The sequence below is a fragment of the Corynebacterium sp. p3-SID1761 genome (assembly GCF_055862885.1).
The window spans coordinates 56885-77496 of record NZ_JBSQBJ010000006.1; the positions used below are offsets into that span (position 1 = coordinate 56885).

Sequence of the window (20612 nt, forward strand, 5' to 3'; positions counted from 1 at the left end):
CAACTTACCATTCCCTTACCAAGTGAAGGCTTACCTTACACATAGACGGTAGTATGCTTACCCATGATTGACAATGACCCCCAGCAACAGCCTGAGTCACTGCTCACAGGAAGCCCCCAACCCCGCCCGGAGGAAATACTGGCCCGGTTGCGCCACGACATCCCGACAGCGGATTTCCTCCCTTCCCCGCCACCGTTACCGCAGATGAACCCTCCCTTTTCCCTACGCCCTGCGGACCCAGATCCCGAATCTTCCGATGCCGATCTGGTGGCCGAGTGGATGTCCCGCCCTCACTTGCGCGAGACGTGGGAACAACCCTGGCCAGCCGAACGCTGGCGCCAGGACTGGGTCGCAAAAACTCACACCACCTACGCTCGCGCCGCAATACTGTCCTATTCGATACCCCGCTCCCCCCACATCCGGGCTGCAAAGGAAGCCACGAGGGGCGATGCCTCCGCAGCTCCTACACCGTCTGACGAGAATGACGCCACAACCCCGGTGGGGTACGTGGAAATCTATCGCCCGCACCGGGACGAGATTGGCAGCAGCTATCTCTCTCAACCCCACGACCTGGGAGCCCATATCGCAATCGGCAAGCCAGAACTGACTGGCCATGGGATCTTCTCTTCTTTTCTGAGCGAGCTGGCCGCAGCACTGCTAGAGCAAGACCCGCAGTGCCAGCTGGTGCTTGGCGAGCCGGACTATCGCAACACCCGCACGCACCGGGCGCTGGCCAAGGCCAGTTTCCAAGATTTCGGCGAGCGACAGCAGCGGGCAGACCGGCGCGTACGGTTGTTCGGCTTAACACGGCCTAGCGCAGGGCGTGAGCCGCAACAGCGATTGGAGGCCACGCCATGAGTGTGCGCACCAGCCGCCTACTGGGTCTGGGGGTACTACTCCTACTGGTCGTCAGTGGCACGATCTGCAGTTTCCTGTACGGCGCCCGTTCCATCCCCGCAGAGGACGTGTGGGCTGCACTTCGGGATCTCCCGGCTACCAGTAGCTCCCCGGAGGAGGTTCCAGTCAACCAACGCGTGGTCGCCGAGCTGCGCCTGCCACGCACCATATTGGCCATTATCGTGGGCGCGGCACTAGGCGTAGCCGGCGCCCTAATCCAGGGACATACCCGCAATCCCCTGGCGGATCCGGGGATACTGGGAATCAGTTCCGGCGCGGCACTGAGCGTGGTGGCCAGCTACGCCCTGTTGGGCATCAGCGCGCCTTGGGCGACTGCGGTGGTTGCCTTCCTTGGTGCAATCGCAGCGACGGCGCTGGTCTTCGGCCTAGCTTCCGCGGGCAGAGCCACGGTAAATCCCCTGACCCTCGTGCTGGGCGGAGCCGCGCTGTCGGCAGTGCTAAGTGCCATCACGAGCGCCTTCGTTCTCACAAGTGAAAACAACCTGGATAGGATGCGCTTCTGGACCGTCGGTTCCCTAGCGGGCCGGGATATGAACATCGCGCTCAGCGTCTTGCCGTTTGTGGTTCTGGGGTTGATCCTGGCCTTTGCCACGGGCCCGCAGCTGAACATCCTAAATCTGGGCGACGACGTGGCTGCTGGCTTAGGTATCAACACTGCGGCCGCGCGACTAGGTGGCATGGGCATCATCGCACTGCTGGCAGGTGCAGCCACTGCCGCTGCAGGACCGCTGGGCTTCATCGGCCTGGTGGTACCCCATATCGTCCGAGCCCTCACCGGCCCGGATTACAAGTGGATTCTGCCGTACTCCGCACTAGCCGGTGCAGCACTACTTCTTTACGCGGACGTGGTGGGGCGCCTCATCGCCCGGCCCGGCGAGCTCCAGGTGGGCATTGTGCTGGCGTTCGTGGGTGCACCGTTCTTCATCGTCTTGATTTACCGAAAGAAGGTGGCGACGCTCTGATGGGGCTCAACAAGACTTCGCGCAATAGGCTCACCGCTACCGAGCGGGTTCCAGGCCGTCCGGCATTCAGGGTCGGGCCAATCTCCTTCGTTTGGCGCCCAAGAGTGCTGCTTGTATGCCTCATTGCCGCGGCCCTTATCGTTTTCTTGGGAGCATTTTCCATTGGACTAGGTGATTTCCCCATCTCCGTTTCCCGAGTGCTGGAGGTTGTCTTCCGCGGGGATGGAAACCGCGTGGAAAGGCTAGTGGTCCTGGACTGGCGCATGCCCCGTGTGGCAACCGCCATCGCGGTCGGCAGTGCTTTGGGGCTTTCTGGCGCGCTAACTCAGACAGTCACCCGCAACGCACTGGCCAGCCCGGATATCCTTGGTATCACCACGGGCGCCTCAGCCATGGCCGTGACGGTCATCGTCCTCGGCGGTGGCAGCGGATTTCTCAGCTGGCTGTCCGGAATCGGAATCCCCCTGGCCGCACTACTAGGGGCGATACTCAGCGCTACAGCGATCTGGGCACTGGCGTGGCGGCGCCAGGCGGATTCCTACCGACTAGTGCTCTTTGGCATCATCATCACCGCGCTGCTCAGTTCCTACATCAATTTCCTTATGATCCGCTCGGAGCTACGGAATGCTACCCAAGCGCAGTTCTGGCTCACAGGCTCCTTGGCCACAGCGGGCTGGAATACCACCATCCCGATGGTGATTCTGGTGATCGCGTGCTGTCCCCTACTGGCCTGGATCGGCTACCAGGCGCTGGCCACCACTTTGGGACCCGATCTGGCTCGGGCACTCGGCCAGCGGGTCAACGGTGTACAGGTCGCGATGCTGGCGCTGGCCGTGGCCCTAGCTGCGGTAGCAGTCTCCGCCGCCGGCCCCATCGGCTTCGTCGCCTTCGTAGCACCCCAGGTGGCCCTTCGAATGTGCGGCGTACCCACCCCACCGCTTGCGGCTTCGGCGCTCACCGGTGCAGTACTGCTGCTGGGGGCGGACATCGTCACCCAAGCGATTCTGCCGGTGGAACTTCCGGTGGGCATTGTGACCTCCGCCCTAGGTGGCATCTTCCTCATCTATCTGCTCGTTCAACGCACTAGGAGCACAGACGCATGACCTCTTCCACACCCCAGCCAAATACAGCACAGCACAACACGGCACTACCAAATACAGCACAGCCAAGCGACACCAGCGGCGTAGTTGCGTCCTCGATCACGGTGGGCTACGGCGAGCGCACCATCATCCGCGACCTTAGCGCCACGTTCCCGGCGGGCAAGATTACTACCATCGTGGGGCCCAACGGCTGCGGTAAGTCCACATTGCTGCGTGCCATGTCCGGCCTACTTGACCTCAATACGGGAACCGTTCGTGTGAATAACCAGGACATCACGGCCATGAAACGCAAGGAGGTCGCCCGACTATTGGGCGTACTTCCCCAATCGCCCGTGGCCCCAGAGGGCCTGCTGGTCTCCGATCTGGTGGCTCGCGGGCGGCACCCACACCAGGCGTGGTTCCGGCAATGGTCTTCCACGGACGAAGGGGCGGTACTCGAGGCCCTGGAGCAAACAGATTCCAAGGATCTTGCTAACCGCACGCTGGATGAACTCTCTGGCGGCCAGCGCCAGCGCGTGTGGATTTCCATGGTGTTGACGCAGAACACCGACATCCTTTTCCTCGACGAGCCGACCACCTACTTAGACCTGGCGACTTCCGTGGGCATCTTGGAACTGGTTGAGGACCTGTGCCAACGGCTTGGCCGCACCGTGGTTATGGTGCTGCACGATCTAAATCTTGCGGTGCGTTATTCCGATTATCTAGTGGTCATGAATGAAGGCCAGGTGATGGCCTCCGGTTCGCCTTCGGAGATCATTACTGCAGAGCTACTGCAGCGGGCTTTCGACCTGCGAGCACGGGTGATCGAAGATCCGGAGACTGGCGACCCGCTCATCATCCCTCTCAAGAAATCCAAAAATAACACCCTTGATTAGCCTAACCTAAGTCGATTACAGTGTCCGCTATGGATTTCAACATTCCTCCGCACCTAGCCACACGGCAGCCAACCGAGTCGCCGCCGGAGCAAGCGCAACTACAACAAACGGTGATCGTGACAGGTGCTGCTGGAGGCATCGGCCGCGAGTGTGTGCGCCTGCTACGACAGAACGATCACACCGTGATCGGCTGGGATCTACCGGAAGTAGACATCACCTCTTCAAACCCGACTGACCCACGCAGCGTGGAAAGCCACCTGTCGAAAGCACTGGCAGCTCACGGGCACATTGATGCACTCATCCACTGCGCGGGAACCTTAATCCCAGATAGCGCACTGACGGGCCCCACGGCAGTTGACACAGTTGACACAGTCTCGGGTATCGGTACGGACCCCGACGAGACCGGAGCCTGGGAAAACAACTTCGCTGTCAACGTCACCGGCTTAGCCCGCACATGCTCCGCAATCGCCCAGCACATGGTGGATCGCGGCACTGGAGCAATTGTGGCAGTGACTTCCAATGCAGCAGCACAGCCCCGGGCACGCATGGCCTCCTATGGAGCTTCCAAAGCGGCAGCGACTGCCTGGTTGAAAACTCTGGCGCTAGAGTGCGCCCCACACGGGGTGCGCTGCAACAGCGTATCCCCTGGTTCCACAGACACCGCGATGCTACGCACCAGCTGGCACGGCGAGGATCGAGCCGCGCAGACCCTTGCCGGTGTACCGGAGGACTACCGGTTAGGCATCCCCTTACAACGCATCGCGCAGCCAGAAGATATCGCGGCAGCATGCCTCTTTCTTATCTCCCCTGCAGCCTGCCACATCACCATGCACGACCTCCGTGTTGATGGTGGCGCCACCCTAGATGCCTAGCCTCTGTACCCCCACCAGCCCAACGAAAGGTTATCTCTATGGCGATTCCACCCATTTCGCCCTATCCCATCCCCACTCCATCCACCACACTGCCCGCCGATTGTCCGGCGAGATCCTGGGCCCTGGAGCCCGCACGCGCAGCACTGCTGGTGCACGACATGCAGAAGTACTTCCTAGCTGCCTATGACTGGAACAAAGAACCGCTACACTCGGCGCTCGCCAACATCGCGCGCCTCATCACCACGGCGGATCAGCTGGGTATTCCTGTGTTCTATTCCGCCCAGCCGCCGCAACAGCACCCCACCCGACGAGGGCTCTTAAGCGATATGTGGGGACAAGGTTTACAAACAGCCGAGGAAGCGTCGATCATCAAAGAGTTGGCGCCAGGCAAGCATCACCAGATACTCACGAAGTGGCGCTATTCCGCATTCGAGCGCACGGACCTTTACCAGTCGCTGGCTTTCGCTCGGCGGGATCAGCTAATTATCACCGGGGTATATGGCCACATGGGCTGCAAGGTCACCGCGGTGGATGCGTTTATGAAGGACATTCAGCCGTTTGTGATCACGGACGGAATTGCGGATTTCACGGCACAGGACCACCAGGAAACGATTGATTGGGTAGCCAAGCGCTGTGGAAGAAGCCTGGATACGGCCAGCGCGCTGAAACAGCTGGAGGTGCACGATGGTCCGCCCAGTGGGGAGGCTAGTGGCCCACCCAGCTTTGCCATGAGCGACAGCGACCAGACTCTGACAACCTGCGGCGTCAAAACTCGTTATGGCACGGTAGAGCAAGCCGCCGCAGCACTTCGTAGGGCGGCGGAGGCAGGACGGGAAGACGTCGTGGTGGGAGCGCTGCCCTTCGATCCAGACACAGCACCGGTATTGCTGGCCCCCGAGAGCTTTCAGCGGCACGCGGGAGCTCCGCGTTGGAAGACGGCTCCATTGGTTCCCGACGTGGTGGACATCTCACAACGCCCCAGCCTGCAAGAGCATGGCCGGCGGGTTAGCCGTGCCGTGGAGGCGATTGGGCGTGGCGAGTTTCAAAAGGTGGTGCTTTCCCGCGAGGAGGAGTACACGCTGGCTAGCCCTGTGGAGCCGGAAGCCCTGCTACGAGGGTTCATGGAAACCTCCGCCACGGGGCACGGGCACCTGGTAGCTACGACTAACGGCCCCGAAGAAGCTTTCTTCGTGGGATCTAGCCCGGAGCTACTGATCCGCAAGGAAGGCGCGCGGATTGTTTCCCACCCGCTGGCCGGAACTATCGCTCGATCGGAGGACCCGGTGACGGACTGGGCGCGGGCAATTGAGCTCACGCTCTCCCACAAAGACATCGCCGAGCACCGCTTCGTGACCACGGCCATCCGGAAGGTTCTTGAACCCCTGTGTACTCAGCTACACGTTCCGGAATTACCCACGCTGACCGCCACGTCGCACACCTGGCACCTAGGAACCCATATCGAAGGCACGTTGCGGAACCCTGATACCTCCGTTCTGGAGTTGGCTGCGTTGCTACACCCCACTCCGGCAGTCAATGGAGCACCGTCCGCTGCTGCGTTGGACTTTTTGCGCCAGCAGGAGCCGGAGCGGGGTCTGTACGGCGGCGCCATCGGATACGCAGATTCCCACGGCGATGGCGAGTGGCGGGTAGCTATCCGAAGTGCCACGGTTCAAGGCTCCCAAGTGTCTGCCCGAGCCGGCGGCGGAATCGTTGCCGAATCCCAGCCAGACCAGGAGATCGAGGAAACCAACTTCAAACTCGGTCCGGTGCGTGCGCTGTTGGGACTGGCCGCAAAGGGAGATACAGAAGGCACCGCGCAGCCCCCGTCAGCACACATAGCGCCCAATCCCGAGCCCCACCTCAGCCCGCTTAACGGAAGCCACGGCCCAGAGGTACTGGCCAACCACATGCCCCGTACCCTCGCGCAGGAATACCACCGCCAGGGAATATGGACCCACCACACCCACTGGGATGTCTTCCAGCAAACGGTTGCCACCTTTCCCAATCGACCCGCCACGACGGACGGCCACCGCAGCCTGTCCTGGCACGAACTAGACAACAGCGTCGAGACCGCCGCCCACTACCTTCACCAAGCCGGAGTACGCCGGGGCGATGGCTGCATCCTGCAGCTTCCCAATAGTGTGGTGTTCCTCGAAACTCTCTTGGCATTATGGAAGCTCGGCGCCATTCCCATCTTCGCCTTGCCTGACCTCGGCTCCACGGAGGTGCGCCACTTCGCCAGCCACGCGCCAGCACGCTTCTACATCAGCACGTCACGCCCCGATCGGCACCTTGCGGGCGTCCACGCCACGCTACAAGAGCCGCTGGACGATGGCCGCACTGTTCGAGCGATCCTCATCGACGAGACCGCCGAATCTCCCTGGGCTACCGAATCAACGGGGCACTCGGAGGCTGCAAACGAAGAGTCACCCGCCCCTCCAACCGCCGATGTAGAAGCAGACGAGCTTGCGTTCCTGCAACTCTCCGGTGGCACGACCGGCCTACCGAAGCTAATCCCGCGAACCCATGCGGATTATCTCTATTCGATCCGTTGTGCGTTGCAAGCCTGTGACTTGGAGACGGAATCTTGCCTGCTCGTCGCTTTGCCCGCGGCGCATAACTTCACTCTCAGCTCGCCGGGAATTCTGGGTGCGCTGCTGCGCGGAGCGCACATCGTTTTCGCCAAATCACCGATGCCCAGCGATCTGCTGCCTGCCATTGACCGCCACGGTGCGACTCACCTCGCCCTGGTACCTCCGGCGGTACTGGGCATTCTCCACGCACCGGCCCGCGATCGCCACGACCTACGCACTCTGCGCACGCTATGGGTGGGTGGGGCGAAGCTATCTGCCGAGGTGGCCCGCCGCATCCGGCCGGAACTCGACTGTCAACTGCAACAGGTTTTCGGCATGGCTGAGGGACTCGTAAACTTCACACCGTTAAACGCCTCGACCGAGGAAATAATCAATACACAGGGTCGCCCCATGAGCAGCCACGATGAGATTTGCATTGTTGATGACGCCACGCTCCCCCTCCCCGAAGGCCACCCCGGACACCTACTCACCCGCGGGCCGTACACGATCCGGGGCTATCACCGTGCTGAAGAGATCAACTCTAGGGCATTCACCGAAGATGGCTTTTACATTACTGGCGACATCGTCACCGTCGACGATAGTGCTCTGACGGTTGTCGGCCGGGCAAAGGATCAGATCAACCGCGGTGGGGAAAAGGTGGCTCCGGAAGCAGTCGAAAACGCGTTGCTCAGCCATCCGGATATCCACGATGTTTCGGTGGTTGGCACTCCGGACGACAATCTGGGCGAAGCCATCACGGCCTATGTGATCCTGAGGGATGGGGTGGATGATCTAACGCCACTTGCTGTCCGGAAGCATGCTCGGGCTGCCGGTATCGCGCGGTTCGCAGTACCGGACCACGTGCACATCGTGGAGGAGTTCCCCACCACCGGGGTGGGCAAAGTGAATAAACGAATCCAACAGAACAACGCAGATAGCACGGCCGAACAGAAGATTGAGGTAGCGAACTAATGGAACCAATCACTGAAGACCAGTTGCGCGGATGTGTAGCCGAGACGATGAAGATGGAGCCAGCGGAGATCGAGGTTTCCGAGGAACTCTATGACCAGGGTATGAACTCTCTGCAGCTAGTTACGGTTCTCACTTGGCTGCAGGAGAAAGGCTACGATGTGAGCTTCGCCGACTTAGCGGAGGATACTCGGCTGACGGCCTGGATCGAACTGCTGGATAGTTAAGCTAGATGTGGGTCTAAGCGGGCAACAGGCTGACACCCGAACAGATGCAGGTGGGTGTGGCATGACTCGGTCACGTGTACACGCGGACGCACCGTGAGGGTCTCCACTCGCCATGGTCCACCCTCCAAACCTCACCCGTGCCTCCACTCTCCACGCTCAACGCTGCACTTTCCACGGGTCATCCGGGACAAATGTCCTAAACGCCCCGAAGTTAGACCCCCACGCCGGCAGTTACCTACCTCCGCTACACCCCAACAGCATTTGTCCCCTGCGAGGGCGTTAGCAAGAAACGAAAAAGACCCCTACCACAGCAAAGTGCGGGAGGGGGTCTAGCGCTACAGCCGCCTAAGCAGCCGTAGCTGCCATAGCAGGCTGAGCTCTCAGAGCTGCAGGGACTAGCGAGCCTTCTCGATGATCTCGGTCAGGCGGAAGTGCTTGTCCTTGGACAGCGGGCGGGTCTCCTCGATGCGAACGCGGTCGCCTACGCCGGCGGTCTCGTTCTCATCGTGGACCTTCACGCGGGAGTTACGGCGCATGATCTTGCCGTACAGTGCGTGCTGCTTGCGGTCCTCAAGCTCGACCACAATGGTCTTGTTCATCTTGGTGGAAACAACGTATCCGGAGCGGACCTTGCGGGCGCCCTTCTCGTTCTCCACAGCTGCGTTGTCATTCACGGTTGCCTCACTCATGCTGCGTCACCACCTGGGTTGGTAGACAGCCCGAGCTCGCGCTCGCGCAGGACGGTGTAGATGCGGGCGATGTCGCGCTTGACAACACCCAGACGACGGTTGTTGGTCAGCTGGCCGGTCGCAGCCTGGAAGCGAAGGTTGAACAGTTCTTCCTTCGCCTCGCGCAGGCGGGTGGTCAGCTCTTCGTTGTTGAGCTCGCGGAGCTCATGTGCCGGAGTTCCGGTAGCCATTAGAACTGATCCTCCTTCTTCACGATGCGAACCTTGCAGGGCAGCTTGTTACCAGCGCGGCGCAGGGCCTCCAGAGCAACCTCTTCATTCGGGTAAGAGGCCTCGAAGAGGATACGACCCGGCTTGATGTTGGCAACCCACTTCTCCACAGGACCCTTACCGGAACCCATACGCACGCCGAGCGGCTTCTGGGTCAGCGGACGGTCCGGGAAGATGTTGATCCACACCTTGCCGCCACGCTTCATGTGGCGGTTAATGGCGATACGAGCGGACTCGATCTGACGGTTGGTGATGTAGGTCGGCTCCAGGGCCTGCAGGCCGTAGTCGCCGAACGTTACGCGGTTGCCGCCCTTGGACACGCCACGACGGGTCGGGCGGTGCTGGCGACGGTACTTAACGCGCTTCGGGATAAGCATGTGTCTTAGCCCTCCTGCTTCTGCTCAGCGCGCTGGCGACGTGCGCCACCGCGACGTGGACGCTCACGACGACCGCGAGACGGGCGCTCGTCGCGTGCATTCATCAGGCTCTCGCGACGGCCACCGACAACGTCACCCTTGTAGATCCACACCTTGACGCCAATGCGTCCGAAAGTGGTGTGAGCCTCGTAGGTGCCGTAGTCGATCTCAGCGCGGAGGGTGTGCAGCGGAACGCGACCCTCGTGGTAGCGCTCGGTGCGACCCATCTCCGCGCCACCCAGGCGACCGGAGCAAACAACCTTGATGCCCTTGACCTGCGGCTGACGCATAGCGCCCTGGATTGCCTTGCGCATTGCACGACGGAAGGCAACGCGGTTGGTCAGCTGCTCAGCGATGGACTGTGCCACCAGCTGTGCATTGGCATCGATGTTCTTGACTTCGAGGATGTTCAGCTGAACCTGCTTGCCGGTGAGCTTCTCCAGCTGGCCGCGGATGCGGTCAGCCTCGGAGCCACGACGGCCGATCACAATGCCCGGACGGGCAGTGTGGATGTCAACGCGAACCCGGTCGTGGGTGCGCTCGATGACAACGTCGGCGATGCCGGCGCGGTCAAGACCCTCGGACAGGAAGTCGCGGATCTTGATGTCCTCAGCGAGGTAGTCAGCGTACTGCTTGTCGGCGTACCAGCGGGAGCGCCACTCGGAAGTGATACCCAGCCGGAGGCCGTGGGGGTGGATTTTCTGGCCCACTACTGAGCACTTCCCTTCTGGCTCTCGACGACCACAGTGATGTGGCTGGTGCGCTTGCGGACGTGGAAAGCACGACCCTGGGCGCGGGGACGGAAACGGCGCATGGTCGGACCCTCATCGGCGTAAGCCTCAGAGATGACCAGCGTCTGCGGATCCAAGCCGAAGTTGTTCTCGGCGTTGGCGGCGGCCGAAGCAACGACCTTCGCGACCGGCTCGGAAGCGGCCTGCGGAGCGTACTTCAGGATCGCCAGGGCGTCCTCGACGGACTTGCCACGGATCGTGTCGATCACGCGGCGAGCCTTCATCGGAGTGACGCGGACGAAACGCGCGGTTGCGCGTGCGGTGGTTACGGTGTCAGACATAATTATCGACGACCCTTCTTGTCGTCCTTGACGTGACCCTTGAAGGTCTTCGTAGGAGCGAACTCACCTAGCTTGTGACCGACCATGGAATCATCGATGAACACCGGCACGTGCTTGCGACCGTCGTGGACGGCGAAAGTGTGGCCAATGAAATCGGGAAGAATGGTCGAGCGACGGGACCACGTCTTGATGACGTTCTTGTTGCCCTTTTCGTTCTGAGCGTCCACCTTCGCAAGGAGGTGTTCGTCGACGAATGGGCCCTTCTTCAGGCTGCGTGGCATTCTCTACTACCTCCTCTTAGCGCTTCTTGTTCTTGTTGGAGCGACGACGGCGAACGATCATCCGGTCGCTTGGACGGTTCGGCTTGCGGGTGCGTCCCTCAGGCTGACCCCAAGGAGACACAGGGTGACGACCACCGGAGGTCTTACCCTCACCACCACCGTGCGGGTGGTCAACCGGGTTCATCACAACACCGCGGACGGTCGGGCGAACGCCCTTCCAGCGCATACGGCCAGCCTTGCCCCAGCGGATGTTGATCTGCTCCTGGTTGCCGACCTCACCGATGGTTGCGCGGCAACGGATGTCAACGCGACGGATCTCGGTGGACGGCATACGCAGAATTGCGTACTTGCCTTCCTTACCCAGCAGCTGGATGGAGGCACCAGCGGAACGAGCCATCTTGGCGCCGCCGCCCGGCTTCAGCTCCACAGCGTGGATGGTGGTACCGGTCGGGATGTTACGCAGCGGCAGGTTATTGCCAACCTTGATGTCAGCGTTCGGGCCGGACTCCAGCAGAGCGCCCTGCTTCAGACCACGCGGAGCGATGATGTAACGCTTCTCGCCATCGCGGTAGTGCAGCAGCGCAATGTTAGCGGTGCGGTTCGGGTCGTACTCGATGTGAGCGACCTTGGCAATCACGCCGTCCTTGTCGTTACGACGGAAGTCGATAACGCGGTAGCGGCGCTTGTGGCCACCACCCTTGTGACGGGTAGTGATGTGGCCGTGAACGTTACGGCCACCGGTCTTCGACAGCGGGCGCAGCAGAGACTTCTCGGGAGTTGAACGGGTAATTTCCGCGAACTCGGAGACAGAACTCTGGCGGCGACCCGGCGTAGTCGGCTTGTACTTACGAATAGCCATACTCTTGCTTCCTCTTTACCTTTCGGTATCCGGCCGCCCTTAGGCGGTCGCTCCACCGAAGATGTCGATCGGATCGCTGCCGGCGACCAGGGTCACCATGGCGCGCTTGGTTGCCTTGCGCTGGCCGTAGCCGGTGCGGGTGCGCTTACGCTTGCCCTCACGGTTAACGGTGTTAACGCTGGCGACCTTCACACCAAAAATCTGCTCGACGGCAATCTTGATTTGGGTCTTGTTAGAGCTGGGGTTAACCAGGAACGTGTAAACGTTCTGCTCCATCAGGCCGTAGGACTTCTCAGACACGACCGGAGCGATGATGATATCGCGAGGATCAGCTACAGTGCTCACTTTGCCTCCTCCTTGGTCTTATCTGCGGCGTTGATGAAGGCGTTCAGTGCCTCCACGGAGAACACAACATCGTCTGCGTTCAAAACGTCGTAGGTGTTCAGCTGGTCGTTAACCAGGGTGTGCACCTGCGGCAGGTTGTTTACGGACTTCCATGCGGTGACGTCTTCGCGGGTCAGAACGACCAGCACGGACTTACGATCCGTCAGACGCTCGATGAAAGTGCGAGCAGCCTTGGTGGACGGGGTCTGGCCTGGAACCAGCTCCTCAACCACGTGGATGCGGTTGTGGCGCACGCGATCGGTGAGGGCGCCACGCAGAGCGGCAGCCTTCATCTTCTTCGGGGTGCGCTGGGAGTAATCGCGCGGCTGCGGGCCGTGGACCGTGCCACCACCGGTGAAGTGGGGAGCGCGGATGGAGCCCTGACGTGCGCGACCGGTGCCCTTCTGGCGGAACGGCTTACGGCCACCGCCGGAAACCTGGCCACGAGTCTTCGTAGCGTGGGTACCCTGACGCTTTGCTGCGAGCTGAGCGGTAACGACCTGGTGCATCAGTGCGACGCTTGCCTCTGCATCAAAGATGGATGCGGGCAGCTCGACCGTGCCGTTGGTCTTACCGTCAGCGGTGTGGACATCAAGCTTTAGATTGCTCATGCGTGTGCACCGCCCTTCACTGCGGTCTTGACAACGACGAGGCCGCCGTTGACACCCGGAACTGCACCCTTGATCAGGAGCAGGTTGGACTCTGCGTCGACCTTGGCAACCTTCAGGTTCTGCTGGGTAACGCGGTCGTTACCCATGCGGCCTGCCATGCGCTTGCCCTTGAACACGCGGCCTGGGGTGGCAGCCTGTCCGATGGAGCCCACGCGGCGGTGTGCAGCCTGGTTACCGTGAGCAGCACCCTGGCCAGCGAAGCCGTGGCGCTTCATGCCGCCGGCGTAGCCCTTGCCCTTGGTGGTGCCCGTCACGTCGACGAACTTGACATCGTTGAAGATGTCGACGGTGACGTCCTGGCCAACCTCGTAGCTGGATGCGTCTGCAACGCGGATCTCAGCGACGTGGCGGCGCGGAGTCACGCCGGCCTTCTTGAAGTGACCAGCGGCAGGCTTGTTGACCTTGCGCGGGTCGATCTCGCCGAAGGCGATCTGTACGGCCTCGTAGCCGTCGGTTTCCTTGGTACGCACCTGGGTTACGACACAGGGCCCAGCCTCGACGACGGTAACCGGTACAACACGGTTCTCTTCGTCGAAGATCTGGGTCATGCCGAGCTTCTTGCCCAGGATGCCCTTGATCTCAATATCACTCATAGTTTCTCTTCCGCTGCCGTTTCAGTAGTTCAGACTCTTTTGCCGCTTACTGAATGTTGACGTCGACGCTGGCCGGAAGATCGATGCGCATGAGAGCGTCAACGGTCTTCGGGGTTGGGTCGAGAATGTCGATCAGACGCTTGTGCGTACGCATCTCGAAGTGCTCGCGCGAGTCCTTGTACTTGTGCGGAGAACGGATGACGCAGTACACGTTCTTTTCAGTTGGCAGTGGCACTGGGCCGACAACACGAGCGCCGGTACGGGTTACCGTCTCGACGATCTTCTTGGCAGAAGCGTCGATAGCCTCGTGATCGTAGGCCTTGAGCCTAATGCGGATCTTCTGTCCCGCCACGCTTGTCCTCTTCCTTCAAAGCGCTCTTGCTGTATTCACAGCAGAAAAGCACGCTTCTTATCTGTCTTAGTCTTAACGCTGTCCGGCCTAGGGGCCTGGTCCAGTCGCCAGTGTCGCTTGTGTCTTACATTTACTTGTTTGTGCCATCGACGGAATGCGGGTCATTTTGGTTTTAATGAACACACGCCATCAGCACTTGGATTATCAAGTGATGTAACAACACCCGGTTCCCGCCCCTTACTCGCTCCACGATCAGTCTGGTTCAACCGAGACCTTTTATAAACCTTATATATGGAGCAAAGCTTGGAAACGCGTTCCGCGCCTTGTCGGAAGGATTGTCCTTCGCTTACTGCCGCTGTTCATTTACCATGCCCCATCCTCCGGCACCCGCGGTCGGGCGTGTCGCCCTTCCACTTTTTAAGTACCGCACAGCAAAGTAGCCCCACTGCGATCCTTTCGGATCACTGTCGCGAGGTTCTTCACCGACGATGGATCATGCTCACTTCACCATCGACACCTTCTTGACCGCGATGCTGGACACTCTGCGTATCCAACTAGCCTCATGTGCCGTGTTAAAGCAACGTCAAGTATTCAACCACACCGGGCGCGCCGAAACCAAATCCCTTCCCCCTTTTCTTTATGACGCCCCCACTCACCAACCGCCTTACACTCCACAGAAGGGTTGAGCACTACAATCACCGTGTAGCGGATTCTAAAGTTGAATGGCACCGAGGTGGCGTCACCCGAAGAAGGAACACCCATGAGCGACTACCGAAGCAACCCTGAGTATCTGCGCCAACGGCGCGCACTAGTTCGGAAGCACCACCCCGACGCGGGAGGAAGCGACGCAGAACTCATTGAGGCACTGCGAGTATTAGACGAGGCCTGGGATCGGCGCGCGCGACTACGCCGACAAGTGCAAGAACACCGGCCTAGCTTCATTTCTGAGCAGACGGCAGACCAGGCTTTGGACGCCGCTGAGCAAGCAGTTGGCGTGGCTGAGAATCTTGCACGCAGCGCCGGAAGGTTCGCCGGCAATGTCCGCCGTACCCTCTTCCACAAACTGCCCCAGGAGTTTCGGCGCGGCTATCGGGAGGGAGACAACGAGTGACCGCCCGTTACCAGCAGATCGCCCACGAGCTGCGTGAGGACATCCGTAGCGAGCGTTTCGCGGTCGGGGAACCACTACCGAGTGAGAAGGAGCTCTCGGAGCGCTTTCACGTAGCCCCCGGAACTATGCGACAGGCTCTTAACGTGCTGGTAGACGAAGGAACCCTTAGTTCCAAACGCGGTGCCCGCAAGGTCGTCATGCGGATGCCCGCTCGCTTTCCGGAGATTTCCAAGTTCCGAAGTTTCGCACAATGGGCCTATGGACGCGGACGAACCCCTGGCGGGCACGTCATCAAGCAAGAATGGGTCGAACAGACTGAGCAAGACTCACAGCTACTGCGAATCCCAAACGGCCAGGAGGTACTCACGGTTCTACGCGTCCGCACCATTGACGGTGCACCTGTCATGCTCGAACGCACACGCTACCCCGCTTGGGTGGGCGCGAAGGTCGCAGCTATGGATCCAACGTGTCCCTCTGTCACTAACGAACTAGCGGCGCGTCACAATATCCACTTCTTCGCCGCAGACAATGTCTTCTCGGCCTCTAAAGCTGGAACCGTTGATGCCCGGTGGTTGCCGCTGGCTGCTGGTGATCCAGTTTTGGTACACCGCCGTTTGTCACGCGATGCGAAAGGCTCACCGTTGGAAATGAGTGAGGATCGCTATCTTGCCGACGCCCTTAGTATCGCCGTCCCAACGTCTGGGAAGAACAACGTACTCAGTTGGACGACGTTGAATCAATTCCCCTGGGAATAGGTTGCACGGATACAATCCTGAATACAAAAATGCCCCGGGCTCTCTTTAAAGAACCCGGGGCATTTTCCGTTTAGCGCCGTGGCGCTAAGCGGAGATCAGCGTGAAGTAGTGACTACTACTTGGTGATCTTGGTAACGCGACCAGCGCCAACGGTGCGGCCACCCTCACGGATAGCGAAGCGCAGGCCCTCGTCCATTGCGACCGGCTGGATCAGGGTGACGGACATGTCAACGTTGTCGCCCGGCATAACCATCTCGGTGCCCTCCGGCAGCTTCACAACACCGGTAACGTCGGTGGTGCGGAAGTAGAACTGCGGACGGTAGTTGTCGAAGAACGGGGTGTGGCGGCCGCCCTCGTCCTTGGACAGAACGTAAACGGAGCCCTCGAACTCGGTGTGCGGGGTGTACGCGCCCGGCTTAGCAACGATCTGGCCACGCTCAACGTCCTCGCGCTTCAGACCACGCAGCAGCAGTGCAGCGTTGTCGCCAGCCTCTGCGGTGTCCAGCAGCTTGTTGAACATCTCGATGGAGGTAACGGTGGTCTTCTGGGACTTCTCGCGGATACCCAGGATCTCGACCTCGTCGTTCAGGTTCAGGATGCCACGCTCAACACGGCCGGTAACAACGGTACCGCGACCGGTAATGGTGAAGATGTCCTCAACCGGCATCAGGAACGGCTTGTCGGTCTCGCGCTCCGGATCCGGGATGGAGTCGTCACAAGCCTGCATGAGCTCGAGGATCTGCTTGCCCCACTTCTCGTCGCCCTCCAGGGCCTTCAGTGCGGAGATGTGAACAACCGGAGCTTCCTCGTCGAACTCCTGCTCGGCCAGCAGCTCGCGAACCTCCATCTCGACGAGCTCCAGCAGCTCCTCATCGTCAACCATGTCGCACTTGTTCAGTGCAACCAGGATGTAAGGAACGCCAACCTGGCGAGCCAGCAGAACGTGCTCGCGGGTCTGCGGCATCGGGCCATCGGTTGCAGCAACAACCAGGATAGCGCCGTCCATCTGAGCAGCACCGGTGATCATGTTCTTGATGTAGTCGGCGTGACCCGGAGCGTCAACGTGAGCGTAGTGGCGCTTCTCGGTCTCGTACTCAACGTGGGAGATGTTGATCGTGATGCCACGCTCCTTCTCCTCCGGCGCCTTATCGATGGCGTCGAAAGCGAAGGACTTGTTGGCCTCGGGGAATGCGTCAGCCAGAACCTTGGTGATCGCGGCAGTGGTGGTGGTCTTGCCGTGGTCGACGTGACCAATGGTGCCGATGTTTACGTGCGGCTTGGAACGCTCGAACTTAGCCTTCGCCACTTTGTGTCCTCCTGGACTGCTCGGTGGCTACGACTCTCGCAGCCACATTAACTTTTATTCCCAACCAGCTGCTTCCCCGCAGTTTGCGGATTGCTCACTGGCTAGTTTTCTTACTTCTTGCCGAATTTCAGATTATCCGTGTAACGAACATCTTCGCCTCGACTTTGTGTTTCGAGGCCAGTCGCGCTACACGCGAACTGGGTAACGGCCAGCACACCGCATCCTACGTCACTGTACCCCATCTAGAAAAATTAGCCTCTGTAAGCAAAGCCAAAACCCCACATAAGTTAGGGTAAGCCCTTAGAGACAACTATTTCTAGCCGTCTTAGCTAGTTATCTATTTGGTTACTTTTTGACGCAGGCCTGCGCCGTGCTGACCCCTACCCCGCAAGGCCCCTCACCCCGTGAACCCTCTTGTCAGCCCCGTTACGACGGAGCCTTGGGCGTCACAAAGATGAAGGAAGCCTTAGCTAGAGAGGGGCGGAAACGACCCCAGTATTAGGCCTGGCCTCCGGTGCGCTCCGCGATGATGTCGGAAGCAACGTTGGTCGGAACCTCACCGTAGGAGTCGAAGATCATCGAGAAGTTTGCACGACCGGCGGTGCGGGAACGCAGGTCACCGATGTAGCCGAACATCTCAGACAGCGGCACCTTAGCCTTGACAACCTTGGCGCCAGCACGGTCGTCCATGGAGGAAACCTGGCCACGGCGGGAGTTGATGTCGCCGATGACGTCGCCCATGTACTCCTCAGGGGTGATGACCTCAACAGCCATCAGCGGCTCCAGCAGAACCGGCTTTGCCTTGGCAACTGCTTCCTTCAGAGCCTGAGAACCGGCCAGCTTGAAGGCCATCTCAGAGGAGTCGACCTCGTGGTAAGCACCATCCAGCAGGGTGGCCTTGATGTTTACCAGCGGGAAGCCGGCCAGGTAGCCGTACTGCATAGCGTCCTGGATACCAGCGTCGACAGACGGGATGTACTCCTTCGGCACGCGACCACCGGTGACCTCGTTGACGAACTCGTAGGTCTCCTCGGAGCCCTCCTCCGGCGCGTAGGGCTCGACGGCAATGATGACGCGCGCGAACTGACCGGAACCACCGGTCTGCTTCTTGTGGGTGTATTCCAGCTTCTCGACCGGCTTGCGGATGGTCTCGCGGTAAGCAACCTGCGGGTTACCGATGTTCGCCTCAACCTTGAACTCGCGGCGCATACGGTCAACCAGAACGTCCAGGTGCAGCTCGCCCATACCGCCGATGACGGTCTGGCCGGTCTCTTCATCCAGCTTAACGGTGAAGGTCGGGTCCTCTTCCGCCAGCTTCTGGATAGCGGTACCCAGCTTCTCCTGGTCAGACTTGGTCTTCGGCTCGATGGCGACCTCGATAACCGGATCCGGGAAGTCCATGGACTCCAGGATGACCGGATCCTGAGCGTCACACAGGGTGTCACCGGTGGTGGTGTCCTTCAGGCCGATGAAGGCGTAGATGTGACCAGCGGATGCCCGATCCACCGGCTGCTCCTTGTTGGAGTGCATCTGGAACAGCTTGCCGATGCGCTCCTTCTTGTCCTTCGTGGAGTTGGTGACCTGCGCACCGGACTCAACGGAACCGGAGTAAACGCGGACGTAGGTCAGCTTGCCGAAGAACGGGTGTACGGCAACCTTGAAGGCCAGAGCGGAGAACGGCTCGTCCTTGGAGGGCTTGCGCAGAACCTCAACCTCGGGATCCTTAGCGTCGTGGCCCTTGATGGAGCCGACGTCCATCGGGTTCGGCAGGAAGTCGATAACAGCGTCCAGCATCGGCTGGATGCCCTTGTTCTTGTAAGCAGAACCACAGTAAACCGGGTAAACCTCGGAGTTAACGGTCAGCTTACGGATCTGTGCCTTCAGCTCATCAACGGTGAGTTCCTCACCGGCGAAGTAGCGCTCCATGAGCTCCTCGTCGGACTCAGCAACGGTCTCGACGAGCTTCTCGCGGTACTCCTCGGCCTTGTCCTTGAGGTCCTCCGGAATGTCCTCGTAGGTCGGCTCCGCACCGATCTCCACCTTGCCGCGCCAGGTAACAGCACGCATGTTCAGCAGGTCAACGATGCCGTCGAAGTCATCCTCAGCACCGATCGGCAGAGCCATTACCAGCGGCTTTGCACCCAGGCGGTCGACGATGGTCTGCACCGTGTAGTAGAAGTCTGCGCCCAGCTTGTCCATCTTGTTGACGAAGCAAATACGCGGAACGTCGTACTTGGTTGCCTGGCGCCAGACCTGCTCGGACTGCGGCTCCACGCCTTCCTTGGCGTCGAACACAGCCACCGCACCGTCCAGGACACGCAGGGAGCGCTCCACCTCAACGGTGAAGTCCACGTGGCCGGGGGTGTCGATGATGTTGATCTGGTTACCTTCCCAGAAACAGGTGGTAGCAGCGGAGGTAATGGTAATACCGCGCTCCTTCTCCTGCTCCATCCAGTCCATCGTGGAGGCGCCATCGTGGGTCTCACCGATCTTACGGTTAATACCGGTGTAGAAAAGGATGCGCTCCGTGGTGGTGGTCTTACCAGCATCGATGTGCGCCATGATGCCGATGTTGCGGACCTTCTTCAGGTCGGTCAACGCTTCAAGTGCCACTGGGTTACCCCGCTCATTTCGTTGTTGAGCGACTTTGCTGGAACTTCCATGTTGTTCACATTGTTGTTCAGTAGTGCTTCTAAAAGCCCCGAAAGCCGCAGGCGATTACGTACTCGTTCTATTGTGCCAGCTTTACGCTGTCACGTCTCGTTGAGGGTCTGCTGTTTTCTAGTGTTTTCTCGTGTCTACTAGTTAGCGCCCTCACGCGCTTAATAGCACGATAGCCCCACTACCCCTATATGAAGTTGAGGGTTGTGAGGCTATAAAACCACTGTTACCAGCGGTAGTGGGCGAAGGCGCGGTTGGCCTCTGCCATCTTGTGAGTGTCTTCGCGACGCTTCACGGATGCACCCAGACCGTTCGATGCGTCCAGGATCTCGTTGGCAAGACGCTCGGTCATGGTGTTCTCACGACGCTGGCGGGTGAAGGTCACCAGCCAACGCAGTGCGAGGGTGGTGGAACGGCCGGGGCGAACCTCAACCGGAACCTGGTAGGTAGCGCCACCAACACGGCGGGAACGAACCTCAAGAGCCGGCTTAACGTTGTCGAGAGCCTTCTTCAGGGTGAGGATCGGATCGGTGCCGGTCTTCTCGCGGCACTGCTCCAGAGCGCCGTAAACGATGCGCTCTGCGGTGGACTTCTTACCGTCAAGGAGAACCTTGTTAACCAGCTGGGAGACGAGAACGTCGCCGTAAACTGGATCCTTGACTAGCTGTCGGGAAGGTGCTGGACCCTTACGTGGCAT

At 60.1% G+C, this 20612-nt stretch carries 23 protein-coding genes; 9 read left to right on the top strand and 14 right to left on the bottom strand.

Annotation, left to right across the window (positions count from 1 at the left end):
- Positions 1 to 63: 63 nt before the first annotated feature.
- From ACWXWJ_RS04900 to ACWXWJ_RS04930, 7 genes are read left to right on the top strand one after another with little or no spacing between them, the layout of a single operon-like run.
- A complete protein-coding gene (locus ACWXWJ_RS04900) occupies positions 64 to 858 on the top strand; it encodes a GNAT family N-acetyltransferase (RefSeq protein ID WP_473963712.1) in 795 nt (264 codons plus the stop codon).
- Positions 855 to 1880, top strand: a complete 1026-nt coding sequence (locus ACWXWJ_RS04905; protein WP_011274154.1) for a FecCD family ABC transporter permease — start codon at positions 855 to 857, stop codon at positions 1878 to 1880. Before ACWXWJ_RS04900 ends, ACWXWJ_RS04905 begins: the two co-directional genes overlap by 4 nt.
- The gene (locus tag ACWXWJ_RS04910) at positions 1880 to 2983 is read left to right on the top strand and encodes a FecCD family ABC transporter permease (protein ID WP_011274155.1); all 1104 of its coding nucleotides are present in this window, start codon (positions 1880 to 1882) and stop codon (positions 2981 to 2983) included. The genes ACWXWJ_RS04905 and ACWXWJ_RS04910 overlap by 1 nt, the downstream gene beginning before the upstream one ends.
- Entirely contained in the window at positions 2980 to 3855 is an 876-nt protein-coding gene (locus ACWXWJ_RS04915) for an ABC transporter ATP-binding protein (RefSeq protein WP_473963713.1), read from the top strand. Before ACWXWJ_RS04910 ends, ACWXWJ_RS04915 begins: the two co-directional genes overlap by 4 nt.
- Positions 3856 to 3884: 29 nt before the next feature.
- Entirely contained in the window at positions 3885 to 4727 is an 843-nt protein-coding gene (locus ACWXWJ_RS04920; protein WP_049780521.1) for a 2,3-dihydro-2,3-dihydroxybenzoate dehydrogenase, read from the top strand.
- Positions 4728 to 4765: 38 nt separating this feature from the next.
- On the top strand, positions 4766 to 8272 hold the full coding sequence (locus ACWXWJ_RS04925) for an isochorismate synthase (protein ID WP_473963714.1): 3507 nt from the start codon (positions 4766 to 4768) through the stop codon (positions 8270 to 8272).
- A complete protein-coding gene (locus ACWXWJ_RS04930) occupies positions 8272 to 8496 on the top strand; it encodes a phosphopantetheine-binding protein (RefSeq protein ID WP_034984987.1) in 225 nt (74 codons plus the stop codon). Before ACWXWJ_RS04925 ends, ACWXWJ_RS04930 begins: the two co-directional genes overlap by 1 nt.
- Positions 8497 to 8891: 395 nt before the next feature.
- Here ACWXWJ_RS04930 and rpsQ read toward each other — a convergent pair whose 3' ends face one another.
- The 11 genes from rpsQ to rpsJ are packed head-to-tail and all read right to left on the bottom strand — an operon-like array spanning position 8892 to position 14082.
- Positions 8892 to 9185, bottom strand: coding sequence for a 30S ribosomal protein S17 (rpsQ, locus tag ACWXWJ_RS04935; RefSeq protein ID WP_005291953.1), 294 nt, complete (start codon positions 9183 to 9185; stop codon positions 8892 to 8894).
- Positions 9182 to 9415, bottom strand: a complete 234-nt coding sequence (gene rpmC, locus ACWXWJ_RS04940) for a 50S ribosomal protein L29 (protein WP_005291954.1) — start codon at positions 9413 to 9415, stop codon at positions 9182 to 9184. The genes rpsQ and rpmC overlap by 4 nt, the downstream gene beginning before the upstream one ends.
- Positions 9415 to 9831, bottom strand: a complete 417-nt coding sequence (gene rplP / locus ACWXWJ_RS04945; RefSeq protein ID WP_005291957.1) for a 50S ribosomal protein L16 — start codon at positions 9829 to 9831, stop codon at positions 9415 to 9417. Before rplP ends, rpmC begins: the two co-directional genes overlap by 1 nt.
- A 5-nt stretch (positions 9832 to 9836) precedes the next feature.
- Positions 9837 to 10580: a 30S ribosomal protein S3 gene (rpsC, locus tag ACWXWJ_RS04950; RefSeq protein WP_035012120.1), complete on the bottom strand. Its 744-nt coding sequence runs from the start codon at positions 10578 to 10580 to the stop codon at positions 9837 to 9839.
- Positions 10580 to 10942, bottom strand: coding sequence for a 50S ribosomal protein L22 (gene rplV / locus ACWXWJ_RS04955; RefSeq protein ID WP_111711900.1), 363 nt, complete (start codon positions 10940 to 10942; stop codon positions 10580 to 10582). Before rplV ends, rpsC begins: the two co-directional genes overlap by 1 nt.
- 2 nt (positions 10943 to 10944) lie before the next feature.
- Positions 10945 to 11223 carry a 30S ribosomal protein S19 gene (rpsS, locus tag ACWXWJ_RS04960; RefSeq protein WP_005291963.1) on the bottom strand — a complete coding sequence of 93 codons (279 nt, stop codon included), beginning with the start codon at positions 11221 to 11223 and terminating at the stop codon, positions 10945 to 10947.
- 16 nt (positions 11224 to 11239) lie between these two features.
- On the bottom strand, positions 11240 to 12082 hold the full coding sequence (gene rplB / locus ACWXWJ_RS04965) for a 50S ribosomal protein L2 (protein WP_005291966.1): 843 nt from the start codon (positions 12080 to 12082) through the stop codon (positions 11240 to 11242).
- Between the two features lie 39 nt (positions 12083 to 12121).
- On the bottom strand, positions 12122 to 12427 hold the full coding sequence (gene rplW, locus ACWXWJ_RS04970) for a 50S ribosomal protein L23 (RefSeq protein ID WP_005291980.1): 306 nt from the start codon (positions 12425 to 12427) through the stop codon (positions 12122 to 12124).
- The gene (gene rplD / locus ACWXWJ_RS04975) at positions 12424 to 13077 is read right to left on the bottom strand and encodes a 50S ribosomal protein L4 (protein ID WP_005291982.1); all 654 of its coding nucleotides are present in this window, start codon (positions 13075 to 13077) and stop codon (positions 12424 to 12426) included. The genes rplW and rplD overlap by 4 nt, the downstream gene beginning before the upstream one ends.
- Positions 13074 to 13730, bottom strand: a complete 657-nt coding sequence (rplC, locus tag ACWXWJ_RS04980) for a 50S ribosomal protein L3 (protein ID WP_005291985.1) — start codon at positions 13728 to 13730, stop codon at positions 13074 to 13076. Before rplC ends, rplD begins: the two co-directional genes overlap by 4 nt.
- A gap of 46 nt (positions 13731 to 13776) precedes the next feature.
- Positions 13777 to 14082, bottom strand: coding sequence for a 30S ribosomal protein S10 (gene rpsJ, locus ACWXWJ_RS04985; RefSeq protein WP_010120790.1), 306 nt, complete (start codon positions 14080 to 14082; stop codon positions 13777 to 13779).
- Between the two features lie 760 nt (positions 14083 to 14842).
- On the opposite strand from rpsJ, the gene ACWXWJ_RS04990 reads away from it, so the two are divergent.
- Together ACWXWJ_RS04990 and ACWXWJ_RS04995 are read left to right on the top strand one after the other, a co-directional pair.
- Complete coding sequence (locus ACWXWJ_RS04990) at positions 14843 to 15193, top strand: hypothetical protein (RefSeq protein ID WP_473963715.1); 351 nt, start codon at positions 14843 to 14845, stop codon at positions 15191 to 15193.
- A complete protein-coding gene (locus tag ACWXWJ_RS04995; protein ID WP_473963716.1) occupies positions 15190 to 15948 on the top strand; it encodes a GntR family transcriptional regulator in 759 nt (252 codons plus the stop codon). The genes ACWXWJ_RS04990 and ACWXWJ_RS04995 overlap by 4 nt, the downstream gene beginning before the upstream one ends.
- 115 nt (positions 15949 to 16063) lie before the next feature.
- On the opposite strand, the gene tuf is transcribed toward ACWXWJ_RS04995, so the two are convergent.
- The 3 genes from tuf to rpsG form a co-directional block, all read right to left on the bottom strand.
- Entirely contained in the window at positions 16064 to 17254 is a 1191-nt protein-coding gene (gene tuf / locus ACWXWJ_RS05000; RefSeq protein WP_005291995.1) for an elongation factor Tu, read from the bottom strand.
- Between the two features lie 498 nt (positions 17255 to 17752).
- Positions 17753 to 19867: an elongation factor G gene (fusA, locus tag ACWXWJ_RS05005; RefSeq protein ID WP_005291997.1), complete on the bottom strand. Its 2115-nt coding sequence runs from the start codon at positions 19865 to 19867 to the stop codon at positions 17753 to 17755.
- Between the two features lie 274 nt (positions 19868 to 20141).
- On the bottom strand, positions 20142 to 20612 hold the full coding sequence (gene rpsG / locus ACWXWJ_RS05010) for a 30S ribosomal protein S7 (RefSeq protein ID WP_005291999.1): 471 nt from the start codon (positions 20610 to 20612) through the stop codon (positions 20142 to 20144).

What these genes read in the sequence shown, in the direction of transcription:
- ACWXWJ_RS04900 (WP_473963712.1), top strand. Translation starts at nt 64, where the DNA reads ATGATTGACAATGACCCCCAGCAACAGCCTGAGTCACTGCTCACAGGA.
- ACWXWJ_RS04905 (WP_011274154.1), top strand. Translation starts at nt 855, where the DNA reads ATGAGTGTGCGCACCAGCCGCCTACTGGGTCTGGGGGTACTACTCCTA.
- ACWXWJ_RS04910 (WP_011274155.1), top strand. Translation starts at nt 1,880, where the DNA reads ATGGGGCTCAACAAGACTTCGCGCAATAGGCTCACCGCTACCGAGCGG.
- ACWXWJ_RS04915 (WP_473963713.1), top strand. Translation starts at nt 2,980, where the DNA reads ATGACCTCTTCCACACCCCAGCCAAATACAGCACAGCACAACACGGCA.
- ACWXWJ_RS04920 (WP_049780521.1), top strand. Translation starts at nt 3,885, where the DNA reads ATGGATTTCAACATTCCTCCGCACCTAGCCACACGGCAGCCAACCGAG.
- ACWXWJ_RS04925 (WP_473963714.1), top strand. Translation starts at nt 4,766, where the DNA reads ATGGCGATTCCACCCATTTCGCCCTATCCCATCCCCACTCCATCCACC.
- ACWXWJ_RS04930 (WP_034984987.1), top strand. Translation starts at nt 8,272, where the DNA reads ATGGAACCAATCACTGAAGACCAGTTGCGCGGATGTGTAGCCGAGACG.
- rpsQ (WP_005291953.1), bottom strand. Translation starts at nt 9,185, where the DNA reads ATGAGTGAGGCAACCGTGAATGACAACGCAGCTGTGGAGAACGAGAAG.
- rpmC (WP_005291954.1), bottom strand. Translation starts at nt 9,415, where the DNA reads ATGGCTACCGGAACTCCGGCACATGAGCTCCGCGAGCTCAACAACGAA.
- rplP (WP_005291957.1), bottom strand. Translation starts at nt 9,831, where the DNA reads ATGCTTATCCCGAAGCGCGTTAAGTACCGTCGCCAGCACCGCCCGACC.
- rplV (WP_111711900.1), bottom strand. Translation starts at nt 10,942, where the DNA reads ATGTCTGACACCGTAACCACCGCACGCGCAACCGCGCGTTTCGTCCGC.
- rpsS (WP_005291963.1), bottom strand. Translation starts at nt 11,223, where the DNA reads ATGCCACGCAGCCTGAAGAAGGGCCCATTCGTCGACGAACACCTCCTT.
- rplB (WP_005291966.1), bottom strand. Translation starts at nt 12,082, where the DNA reads ATGGCTATTCGTAAGTACAAGCCGACTACGCCGGGTCGCCGCCAGAGT.
- rplD (WP_005291982.1), bottom strand. Translation starts at nt 13,077, where the DNA reads ATGAGCAATCTAAAGCTTGATGTCCACACCGCTGACGGTAAGACCAAC.
- rplC (WP_005291985.1), bottom strand. Translation starts at nt 13,730, where the DNA reads ATGAGTGATATTGAGATCAAGGGCATCCTGGGCAAGAAGCTCGGCATG.
- ACWXWJ_RS04990 (WP_473963715.1), top strand. Translation starts at nt 14,843, where the DNA reads ATGAGCGACTACCGAAGCAACCCTGAGTATCTGCGCCAACGGCGCGCA.
- rpsG (WP_005291999.1), bottom strand. Translation starts at nt 20,612, where the DNA reads ATGCCACGTAAGGGTCCAGCACCTTCCCGACAGCTAGTCAAGGATCCA.